Origin of the sequence: Microvirga tunisiensis, assembly GCF_009296175.1 — a bacterium.
Taxonomy (GTDB): Bacteria; Pseudomonadota; Alphaproteobacteria; order Rhizobiales; family Beijerinckiaceae; genus Microvirga; species Microvirga tunisiensis.
This window is the reverse complement of record NZ_VOSK01000244.1, coordinates 1-9,641: the sequence shown is the minus strand read 5'-3', so window position 1 is coordinate 9,641 and position 9,641 is coordinate 1. Positions and strand designations below refer to the sequence as shown.

At 62.8% G+C, this 9,641-nt stretch carries 10 protein-coding genes and 2 pseudogenes; 1 reads left to right on the top strand and 11 read right to left on the bottom strand.

Annotated elements, in window-relative coordinates:
* A pseudogene (locus FS320_RS46290) lies at window positions 1–564 on the top strand (calcium-binding protein); the annotation flags it as partial.
* 287 nt (window positions 565–851) lie between these two features.
* Here FS320_RS46290 and FS320_RS31945 read toward each other — a convergent pair.
* From FS320_RS31945 to FS320_RS31900, 11 genes and pseudogenes are all read right to left on the bottom strand, one after another.
* Window positions 852–1,094: a hypothetical protein gene (locus tag FS320_RS31945; RefSeq protein ID WP_152716468.1), complete on the bottom strand. Its 243-nt coding sequence runs from the start codon at window positions 1,092–1,094 to the stop codon at window positions 852–854.
* A gap of 539 nt (window positions 1,095–1,633) precedes the next feature.
* Window positions 1,634–2,731, bottom strand: a complete 1,098-nt coding sequence (locus FS320_RS31940) for an AAA family ATPase (protein ID WP_152716467.1) — start codon at window positions 2,729–2,731, stop codon at window positions 1,634–1,636.
* A complete protein-coding gene (locus FS320_RS31935) occupies window positions 2,732–3,295 on the bottom strand; it encodes a hypothetical protein (protein WP_152716466.1) in 564 nt (187 codons plus the stop codon).
* On the bottom strand, window positions 3,292–3,495 hold the full coding sequence (locus FS320_RS31930) for a hypothetical protein (protein ID WP_152716465.1): 204 nt from the start codon (window positions 3,493–3,495) through the stop codon (window positions 3,292–3,294). Before FS320_RS31930 ends, FS320_RS31935 begins: the two co-directional genes overlap by 4 nt.
* 198 nt (window positions 3,496–3,693) lie before the next feature.
* Window positions 3,694–3,945 carry a helix-turn-helix domain-containing protein gene (locus FS320_RS31925; protein ID WP_152716464.1) on the bottom strand — a complete coding sequence of 84 codons (252 nt, stop codon included), beginning with the start codon at window positions 3,943–3,945 and terminating at the stop codon, window positions 3,694–3,696.
* Window positions 3,946–4,132: 187 nt separating this feature from the next.
* Window positions 4,133–5,134: a hypothetical protein gene (locus tag FS320_RS31920; protein WP_152716463.1), complete on the bottom strand. Its 1,002-nt coding sequence runs from the start codon at window positions 5,132–5,134 to the stop codon at window positions 4,133–4,135.
* 129 nt (window positions 5,135–5,263) lie between these two features.
* The gene (locus FS320_RS31915; RefSeq protein ID WP_152716462.1) at window positions 5,264–6,466 is read right to left on the bottom strand and encodes a tyrosine-type recombinase/integrase; all 1,203 of its coding nucleotides are present in this window, start codon (window positions 6,464–6,466) and stop codon (window positions 5,264–5,266) included.
* Between the two features lie 165 nt (window positions 6,467–6,631).
* Entirely contained in the window at window positions 6,632–6,805 is a 174-nt protein-coding gene (locus tag FS320_RS45395) for a hypothetical protein (protein WP_153885352.1), read from the bottom strand.
* Window positions 6,806–6,899: 94 nt separating this feature from the next.
* On the bottom strand, window positions 6,900–7,892 hold the full coding sequence (locus FS320_RS31910) for an HAD family hydrolase (protein ID WP_152716461.1): 993 nt from the start codon (window positions 7,890–7,892) through the stop codon (window positions 6,900–6,902).
* Between the two features lie 57 nt (window positions 7,893–7,949).
* Window positions 7,950–8,207, bottom strand: coding sequence for a hypothetical protein (locus FS320_RS31905; protein WP_152716460.1), 258 nt, complete (start codon window positions 8,205–8,207; stop codon window positions 7,950–7,952).
* A gap of 145 nt (window positions 8,208–8,352) precedes the next feature.
* Window positions 8,353–9,516: pseudogene (locus FS320_RS31900) on the bottom strand (sulfatase-like hydrolase/transferase); the annotation flags it as partial.
* Window positions 9,517–9,641 lie beyond the last annotated feature (125 nt).

Genomic DNA, 9,641 nt, shown 5'->3' with positions numbered 1-9,641 from the left:
GACACTTTGAGCGGCCTTGACGGCAGGGACACGCTCTCCGGCGGCGACGGCGACGACGAGCTCAACGGCGGCAACGGCACCGACCAGCTCAACGGCGGCAACGGCGTCGACCAGCTCAACGGCGGCGACGACGGCGACCAGCTCAACGGCGGCAACGGCGTCGACCAGCTCAACGGCGGCAACGGCGTCGACTTTCTCGTGGGCGGGAGCGACAGCGATACGCTCGATGGCGGCGGCGGCGACGACCAGCTTGAGGGCGGCATCGGCAGCAGCGACACATTCCGGTTTGTCGCTGGCGCGGGCGACGACGAAATCTTCGACTTCGAGAAGGGAGTGGACCGCATTGAGCTGAGGGACTTCGTGACCGCCGAAGGCTTCTTCCTGCTGTTCGAGGACCTCGACACCAACCCGAGCGGCCCAAACGGCGTCCTGGATGATGAGGACGAGCACGTCTCCATCGACACGGCTGGCGACACCACGATCGACTTCTACCTGTTCGGCGGCGGGCAACTTACGGTACGTGGTCTGGGAAGCTCCCTACTCACGGTCAGCGATTTCGTGTGAGCCCCGCCCGATATGGCCGCTTCGGCAGCGTCGGGGCCTCGCGATCAAGGCGGTCCAGCGGACCGCCTTGAAAGGCCGCAGACATGGGATTAGCTGCTCGGGACCTTGCCGCCCGATGGGCTGCCCTGCATGCGTTTAAACGCCAGTCTCCCGGAGCCTCACCAGCGGCGATTTCCGGTTGTCGGCTACTCGGCTACCACCGGCCCACTTTGGCCGTCCTTGCCTCACACCCGGCACCTGGTGAGCATCTCGTTTGCCGGGGTGTGGTCGGCAGGCGGCGGACGGGTTCAGGCAGCTAAGGGAGAGATTTTGGTCTCGGCCAGGGCTGCCCGGCTCGGGATGATCCAGCGCAGAACATCGGCCTGGGCGAAGAGGCGGATGGCTCCGTCGCTTTGATCAATGGCCTCGAATAGCCATTGCCGCTCCGGGTGCAGCATGTCGAATGTGAAGCGCATGTGGCCGGTCGGCTCGACCAGCAGCATCTTGCGGGAGCCGTCGCCGTTGTCGATCTCAACGATAACCTGTTTCAAGACACTCTCCCAAGACCGCCTTCCTATTACACTGTACTTCCCGATAGCGAACTCGATAAGCGATTTGACGAGGCGGGATTATCGATCAGTCACCGTAATCGGTTGCTGCTCTCCAATTCGGATTTCAGATGCTGTGACAATAGTGACAATAGCGCCAATAGGTCAGACTTCGGAAGCAATTGTCACTATTGTCACAGCGGTCAGGAATGCATGTCGCGAAGGTGCGACCCTGCCGCTAGGGCCGGAAGTCCCGAGTACGGCGTTCTCCGGTCGGAAATGTCAGACCCCGATACCCAGGCGGCTTAAGGAGCGCCATGGAGCCGGAATTGACCGTGCCAGCCGCCGGGTCGCGCTGGCGTGGCTTCGCCACATGGGCTGCTGGCCGACGGGGGCCTGTCATCCCGATGAACCTCAGTCGCATCCGTCGAGAAGGCCGCAGGGCTGGTAATTGCCTTCCATTATCCCCCCATAAGAACGATAAGAAGATAAGAAAGGGCGCTATTCATCAGCGTCGTCCTCTACGGGGCCTCGGCCGTTTCTTACTTTCTTATCGTTCTTATGGGGGTAGAGGTCTGGGCTTCGATAAGATCCGTTCGGCTGGGATGAATGTACCAGCCCCGCTTGGCCTTCAGCACCTCGCCAGCCTTGGCCATCTTGTAGAGAAGTTGATCGATGTTGTTCCGATCTGTCTCTGTAGCAATGGCAATCTCACGAGGCCCCATGGGCTCGTCGGCCTCTTTCAGAGCCTCTAGGATAGCGGAGCGCTCATCTGTGCGCCGTACCTCAGCTACCGCGCCAAGCACGAACCACCGGCAGTCGCCCTTGTTGAACTCCACCGCGCTCTCGATCTCCTCGATATCGCGTCCTCGCCCGTAGATCGTCGCGCCGTTGCCGTCCCGGTCGAGGACGATGGTCGTGTCGGCGGCACCGGTCAGTCCGAGGGTGCCGCTGACTTTCTCGAAAGGGTCCACGTCACTGCCCCCTTTTCGGGTGTGATGCACGACGATGATTGCGATACCGAACTTGGAAGCTAGGGCTTGCAGGCCCTTGATGGCGCTGTAGTCCGTCTCGTACATATTATCGCGGTTGCCGCTGGTCGGCCTGAACATGGCCAATACATCCACGATGACGAGGCGCGGGTTCTGTGCGCTCGTGATCCAGTCGCGGATGGCATCGAGGCCACCCTCGTTGGCACGCGGCCACTCTGTTTCATAGTGGAAGCTCTCAGGCCATTCGTGGAGCGGCCCAAGCACCTTATCGATGCGCGACTGAAGCCGCCTCTCGTTGTCCTCAAGCGCGAGATAGAGAACATCGCCTTGTGTGCACTCGATACCACCAAGGCAGGCTTCGCCCATGGCAACAGCAAGCCCCATCTCAAGCACGAGCCAGCTTTTGCCGAGCTTGGGCCGTCCCGCGAGAAGTGTACATCCTTCCGCAATGTATCCGGGGACGACGTAGCGGATCGGCTCGAATTCCCTCCGGCGTAGCTCACGGGCCGACCGGATGGTTGGTTTCTGACCGCCTTTCTTGCCGGGTTTGATCGGGGGTGGCTCGTCGAACGGTGGGGGCGCGTCGCCGTTCGCCCGCCTGCGGGCGCGAATGGTATTTAGATCGAGATATTCCGAATGGTGGTCCATTTACGAGGCTCTCTTGAATTGAGAGGGAATAAGGATGGGCGGTGCCGGGCGGGTCAGGATCTGATCAAGCTCCTCGCCATGGGCCTCGTCTTCGGCGATGAGGGAACCTGCGCAATCGAGGCGCAGGGCCGCCGCATCGGGGCGCACGATGACGATGCCGTCCTGTCGCGCCTTCAACCAAGCAACCAGTGAACGCCAGACGAGCAGGCCGCCGGGCTCATCCAGGCGCGATGCGAGGAGCTTTCCCTCGCCCAACGCAAAGGCGCGGCCCAACCACGTTGCGACCATGCCGGTTTTCTCCGACCATGCGACGATATCGAGGGCGTCGCCCCATCGGTCGAGGACGAGAAACACGAATGCGGGCGTGCCGCCGTCGCGCATGTGGTGGTGCTCGAATTCGAAATGATCGCCTCCGAAGTGCACATGCGTGCGGCGCAGGGGCGTGGGTCCGGCGAGTGCATCAGGCGGGATGCCGAGACATTCCAGTTTCTCCACGTGATACGGCGTCAAATTTGGCAAGGCGCTGAAGGTGCCGAGAATGCGGGCAAGGGGGAGGGTGCTCATCGTAGACACCCACTATTCAAGATCCGCGGCTTCGCGCGAAGATCAGCGGGAGCGCCGTGGCCTTTGCAGTCCTTGCGCCGTATGGCCGAGTGGCGAGCCGCCTTCTCGATGACCTTGGCAACGGCATCGCCAAGGGCGATCCAATCGCCAAGGTCATCGGGAGCGTCAGGGATCAGTTGGGTCCAGTGAGGCTTATCCACGTCGTCTCTCCCTCGGGCCAAGCCCTGCAAGAGAGACGACAAGTTTAGCGTGAGCATCCGATACCCGGAGGCGGCGGCGGACCCATTCAACTGCCGCTACATCCATGCTATCTATTCCGTCGCGACCCGCCACCACGCAAGGTCTGCTCCGGAACCCGGCCAGGGCCTGCCCGCCCTGCGCCGGGTTTGCGTTGTGGTTCACTCGGCGGCTCCGGCAGCAGCAACAGAGGAGCTAACTTCGGAGGCGGCGGTCGGCTTCACGGCCGGCAGCGACGCGAGATACTCGCGTAGGTCGTGGTCAGTGATGACCATGCGTTCGCCAAGCCAGTGGGCCTTCAGTTTGCCAGTGGCTATCAGCCCGTACGTGTAGCTGCGGCTCTTATCGAGCAGCCCGGCGGCTTTGGCCGGAGTGTGGACGAGGCGCTCGGATTTCTGTTCAACCTTACTCAAGAAGTAAGCCTCCCTGTTGGCACCGGGGGACCCCTCGGCGGCGCTCTGAACAACTCAGGACGCAGGGAGTAGCCTGGGGGAAGAAAAGCAGGAGCGCATTCCGCAACGTGCCGCAACGGTGTCTTGCGGCACGTTGCGGCACGTTGCGGCACCTTTTGCGGCATCGGCGGGATGAAACGCTACAGGTTCAGGATTGGTTGTGTTGCTTGATCCCCCGATCAAGCGTGTCGCGGCTCAGGTCGTGTAGCGATGGATCGGCGTCCAATATCTTCGAGATTAACTGCTTTCGCGGTTCAATGCCGGGTTCCGGCACCCCATTCGGGTGATATTCCTTGAGATAGGCCAGAACACGCGGCAGCTTCCCTAGTTCGCGCGGTTTTCTCTCCTTCTGAGAGCCATTTTGCTTTTGGTCGCTCACTCCATGTGCCACCGTCTGTCGTCGTGGATCGGGCTGCCGGGGAGCCGACTGCAGTTCTGCCGAGCGACCGGACAGGGCGTCGTCCAGCTCCACGACTTTGACGAGAGGGTAGCCGACCAGATGCCTGCCCCTGATATCCAGGCCAACCCGCTCCTCGCGAATGATCCTGTCCCAATTGGCATCCACGCCCCAGACTGGTTTGGGGATCAGAACTGTCTCGCCACCCGCGAAGAGGTAACCTGGAAGGTCGCCAGACAAGAGGATCTGGCGAAGATATTCGCGGGATCGCTCCAATAGGCGCTTCCGTTGTGTGAGCTTCTCCTTAATAGAGCGGATTTCATCATCCTTGGCAGCATCTCGGCGTGCTGCTGTCTCCTGATCCTCTGACAGGGGGCGGCGACCCAGTTCCGCCCATCCCTCGCGTCTGCTTGAGCCTACATTGCAAGCCGAGGCGCGGCGCGAGGCCTTGGCCTTCTCGCGCTCCTTACGTTGCCGTTCTTCCTCAAGGCGGCGCTCGTCCGGCGTCAGTTGCTGCCTACGCTCTTGATCAGCCCGCTCCGCCTCCTCGGCACGTTTCCGCTCTATCTTGGCAGCGTGCTCCCATGCCGCCTGCCGCCTCAGGTCCTCCGCCGCCCGCTCGTACCGGTCGTATCTCTGTCCCTCGTGAGAGGCGACAGTCGTGCCCTCGTATTCTGCGGGGAACAGTGCCTCGGCGGCCCGCTCAACGGCGCTCGCGAGGGTGCAGTAGCCATTCGGAAGAAAATTACTCATCTCATTCACCGCCACACCGCCTCAAGGGCGGCGCGGGCAACATTCCAGCGGTGATTGGAATGAACGGATGGCCATCCGCGCCCGCGCCTTCTCGTGCTCCTCCCAGGTACGCGCCCGGAGAGGAGGAACCTATCCTTTCACTGCTCGCCGACCGATGGGGACTACGGTCCCGCCCGCCTTCGGCTCGCAGAAACTGGCCCACGCCTCCATCAATTCGCGGCGTTTCTCCAACGCATCGCCGCGCCGGTAGGCCCGCTCGACGGCATCACCCACAAGGTGCGCCAGGGCCGCTTCGGCAATCTCGCGCGGGAAATGTGTGCGCTCGCCCGCCCAGTCGCGGAAGGCGCTGCGGAAGCCATGCACCGTCACGTCCACCTTCATCCGGCGCAGAACCATCTCCAGGGCCATGCCCGAGAGCGGCTGATTGCGCTTCAGTCCCGGAAAGACGAATTCGCTGAACTGCGCCTGCTCCATCTGCCGCAGGATTTCGACCGCTCGTTCGGAGAGCGGAACCCGGTGCGCGCGGCTGGCCTTCATGCGCTCCGCAGGCACGGTCCACACACCGGTATCGAGGTTAACCTCGTCCCAGCGGGCTCCCAGCACCTCGCCCGACCGGGCAGCCGTGAGAATGGCAAACTCCAGCGCGAGCGCCGCGACGGCTTCCCGCTCGCGTAACAAGGCCATGAAGGCGGGCACGTCGTCGAAGGGCATCGCCTTGTGATGGCCGCGCGTGAGCTTGGTTCGCTTGGGCAGGAGAGCATCCAGATGGCCGCGCCAGCGAGCCGGGTTCTCGCCGGCTCGCTGCCCGCGCGCCCTGGCAAAATCGAGCACCCGCTCGATGCGGCCCCGCAGGCGCGACGCGGTCTCGGGCTTGGTCGCCCAGAGCGGTTGCAGGATTTTCAGAACGTCTTCCGTGCCGACCTCGGCGACCGGCTTGGGGCGGAGGGGCTCGCAGTAGACCGTCAGCGTCATTGTCCATTGCGCGCGGTGCTTGGCGTTGCGCCAGGAACCGGACATGCTCTCGATCAGCGCGTCCGCCGCCTCGCCGAAGGTCATCGCCTTGGGCCGGTCCCGCGCTGCGAGAGGATCAATCCCCTCGACGAGCATCTCGCGGGCAATGGCGGCCCGGCAGCGGGCCTTCGCCAGAGGCACGTCGCGTAAGGAGCCCAGCCCCATCTCGCGCCGCTTTCCGGCCCGTTTCCACATGAAGACCCAGGACCGGGCACCGCTGGCCGTGATGTTGAGATACAGGCCGCCGCCATCGGAGTGCCGCCCTGGCTTGGTGAGCGTCGCCACCGTCCTGGCGCTCAAGGCGTGAAGTGGTCTTGCCATCGTCCTTCCCCACTTTCTTCCCCACCCGATCTACTGGATTGTAGCAGACGCGCCCGGACGCCAGAAGACATATCCTCTTAAAAACACTGGTGTTTTTGCCGCAGGCGTGGACGGTGGTGGACGCTGGAAAGACGGGGTTTGGCGGTCTCCGTCTCCGCCATTAATTCATTGAAATGATCGAACTTTTATTTTCTCAGGATAGTTCCTGGTGAGGATCAGGGCGGCCAATCCGCGATTGATCCCGATCCACTCCAGCTGATCGACCGCTGGGACGAGCAGGTAGGCGAGCGCCAGACCGACTGCGAATGGCAGCAGGATCCCATGCAACAGCACCAGCATTACCGACACGAGAATAGCGATCGTGATCCAGAACGCGGTGGGGCGGGCAACCGTCTTTGCGTCCCTCCTCGGCGGTGATTCTCCCGTACGGCTCCTATTGCCTGACCGGGAAGATGGTCTTCCAGTCCCGCTTCATGTCGACCACCGTCCAACGATCGACCGACGCGGCATCAAGCGCCTTGTCGAGGTGGCCGACCTTCGAGTTGCGGTCGTAAGCGTATTCCCGCTCTGCATCGGTGTGATGCACCACGACGCCAAGACGGCGTCCGCCGGCCTCGGTCGTCCATTGCAGCATCTGGAGATCGCCGTCCGAGTTCCCGAAGGCGGCAATCGGCCGGAGGCCGATGTGCTGATTGATCCCGACCGGCTTGCCGGGCCCGTCGTCGACGAAATTCACCTCGGGCAGGCGGAACAGGGTCGGTCGGCCGTCGCGGCGCTCGAACTTGGTGACGATGCTCGAGCCCACGATCTGGTCGGGGGGAATGCCGTAGCTCTTCTCGGCGAAGGCGCGGATGAACTCGATCCCGCCGCCCGAAACGATGAAGGTCTTGAAGCCGTTGGCGCGCATGTAGGTGAGCACTTCCAGCATCGGCTGGTAGACGAGCTCCTCGTAGCGGCGCTCGAAGCGGGGGTGCTTGGCGGTTGCGAGCCATTCCTTGACCTGTTGCTTGAACTCATCCGGTGGCATGCCGGCATGCGTCGCTGCAACGATCTCGACGGCGCCTTTCTCACCAGCGGCGGCGAGTGCGGACATGTCGCCTTCGAGCACTGCCTTGAAGGGCTGCGTTTCCTTCCACTCGGGATGCTGCGGCGCCAGCGCCCTGACCCGCTCGAGCGCGTAGGCGAACTGCACGTAGATCGGCTGCTCGATCCACAGCGTGCCGTCATTGTCGAAGGTGGCGACCCGCTCCGATGGCGGAACGAAGTCGGGAGATCCCTCGCGGGTGACGTCGGTCACGAAGGCGACGATCGCCTGTTTCGCGGGACCGTCGTTCCACGACGGCAGCGGGTCGGTCTGGGCGACAGCAACCGAGATCCAGGTTGCGAGCAGGGCAAGGGTGGCAAGCCAGGACAGGCGTGTGCGCATGTGTGTCTCCCATTGGAGTCGTCGTTCAATTGGCTGACGCAAACGCAAGCTCAAATCTCAGCAATCGGTGCAGATGCCTTTGATGACCTTGCGGTCGATCTGCTGGTTTTGCTGTTCCATCTGCCGGATGGCGGTCGCGTCGTTGGTCGAGAACTCGTTTCTTAGTGACCTCACCGCGTCCCGCTCGAGGGCCTTCTCCGACGGGATCGTGATTTCGCCGTTGCGCGCTGCGGGGCCGGATTCCTGATTTTGGGCCCAGCCCGGTACGGTGGCCACCAGACCCAGGAATGCACTGAGCAAAATGACACGTTGCATGGTCAATCCTCCTGCTTTCCAACGGCCCACCCGCTGCATGCGACGGATACCGGAGCGTCGGGCCGACCTGATCCCGAACGGAGTCTCCTCCGCTCGGGTCGTGTTGCGGGGAGGACCGTGACCCGCACGATCCTCCCTACTCAGATCAGTTGCCGGTCGGCAGCGCCAGGTTGACGCCTTCCTTGGCGAGCATCTCCCTCACAGTCTGCAAGCGCTCGTAGTCGGTGATCGTGATGGGACCGGTGTAAACCTCGCTCTGGAGCTTGCGCGGCGGGTACTGCACATAGGTCTTCATCAACTTCTTGGTCGCCTCGTTCATGGTCACCAGCGTCCAGGTCCGCTCGGTGTAGTTGTTCATGAAGATGTCGTAGCGCTCCTGCGGGTCCTGCCAGAGATCGAAGATCTGGGGCACGGTCGCGACGTACTTGCTCGCGCCCTTCCAACCGAGGTTGGTGTCGACCGCAAGGCCGCCGGTGGCGGCGCCGTCATCCCCACGCAGGTTGAACACGGCCTTGTAGTTGCCGACGCGGGCCGCCCCGGGGCTCAACTCGTCCTCGGTGAAGTAGAACCACTCGTTCCGCGTCGACTTGCCCGTCCCGAACAGCACCGGCGACATGTCGTGGCTGTCGAAGACGATCGGCTGACCCTCGCGGTCCTTCTCCGGCAGCTTCGTGCTCGCGACGGACGCGAACGTCGCCATCAGGTCGAGACCGCCGAGGATGTCGTGGTTCTTGGTGTTGGGCGCGATCCGGCCGGGCCACCACGCCATCGCCGGCACGCGGTTTCCGCCCTCGCGCACGGTGCCCTTGGTGCCGCGGAACGGGGTATAGCCGGCATCCGGATACACATCCTGCCAAGCACCGTTGTCCGTGGTGTAAAACACGAGCGTGTTGCCACCGCCGACCTGCCGGATCTTGTCCATGATGCGACCGATGCGGGTATCGAGTTCGACGACAGAGTCGGCGTACTTGCTCTTCGACAGCGACTTGTGCTCGAACTCCGGCGCCGGCATGTTGGGCTGGTGCACCTTCATGAAGTTGATGCTCATGAAGAACGGCTCATTCGACTGCCCGGCCCGGTCGAGATAATCGAGCGAGGCCTTTTCGACGTATTCGTCGAAGAACGGGATGCCGACGACACCCTCCTTGCCGTTGACAACGGGTGTGTTGACGTATTGCCCGTTGATCTTGAACTCCTCGCGTGCCGGTTGCCCGGCATTGCCTGACATGGCCCCCCTGGTCACCTTCTGGAACATCGCCCGCAGCTCCGGGCTCATGTCCGGGAACCAGGTCGGATCGGCATAGGTGTGTAGCGCGACGCGCGAATGTGTGAGTAAGGCGACGGCCAGATTTACGAGATGTCGCCTCCGGTTGAAGTCGACCTACCGTGTCACGGGACGACACGGAGGAGCGCATGAGCCGGCTCGATCAGGAG

Excerpts from the sequence above, each read along its gene's own strand:
- FS320_RS31940 (WP_152716467.1), bottom strand. The coding sequence starts at position 2,731 with ATGGACCACCATTCGGAATATCTCGATCTAAATACCATTCGCGCCCGC.
- FS320_RS31935 (WP_152716466.1), bottom strand. The coding sequence starts at position 3,295 with ATGAGCACCCTCCCCCTTGCCCGCATTCTCGGCACCTTCAGCGCCTTG.
- FS320_RS31920 (WP_152716463.1), bottom strand. The coding sequence starts at position 5,134 with ATGAGTAATTTTCTTCCGAATGGCTACTGCACCCTCGCGAGCGCCGTT.
- FS320_RS31915 (WP_152716462.1), bottom strand. The coding sequence starts at position 6,466 with ATGGCAAGACCACTTCACGCCTTGAGCGCCAGGACGGTGGCGACGCTC.
- FS320_RS45395 (WP_153885352.1), bottom strand. The coding sequence starts at position 6,805 with ATGCTGGTGCTGTTGCATGGGATCCTGCTGCCATTCGCAGTCGGTCTG.
- FS320_RS31910 (WP_152716461.1), bottom strand. The coding sequence starts at position 7,892 with ATGCGCACACGCCTGTCCTGGCTTGCCACCCTTGCCCTGCTCGCAACC.
- FS320_RS31905 (WP_152716460.1), bottom strand. The coding sequence starts at position 8,207 with ATGCAACGTGTCATTTTGCTCAGTGCATTCCTGGGTCTGGTGGCCACC.